At 42.6% G+C, this 235-nt stretch carries 1 protein-coding gene; it reads right to left on the reverse strand.

Translation table 11 applies throughout. From position 1 onward, the window contains the following. Positions 1-52 precede the first annotated feature (52 nt). Positions 53-235 (reverse strand): alpha/beta hydrolase (locus tag AAEY79_RS16430; protein ID WP_352289851.1); only part of this gene is annotated, 183 nt, incomplete at its 5' end.

The following is a 235-nucleotide window of genomic DNA, read 5'->3' on the forward strand; positions in this document are numbered from 1 at the left end:
GGCAATAGGTTATCCGTGGGCGCATGGGAGAAAAGGTCAGTCATAGCGTTGCTTATTTACCGTTTTGATAATGGTCAATGATGATTTGAGCACAACGTTCAGGCGCTTCCATAGGCAGGAGATGCCCATACTTTGGCAAGGATATGATACGTTCATTAGGGATAAATTTCGCCCAATTTTTTCTGACTTTATCGCTGATAAATAAAGTCGGCTTACCCGTAATCAAGGTATAAGG

The sequence above is a fragment of the Psychrobacter sp. GW64-MNA-CIBAN-0177 genome, from assembly GCF_040309585.1.
In the GTDB taxonomy this organism is placed as follows: domain Bacteria; phylum Pseudomonadota; class Gammaproteobacteria; order Pseudomonadales; family Moraxellaceae; genus Psychrobacter; species Psychrobacter okhotskensis.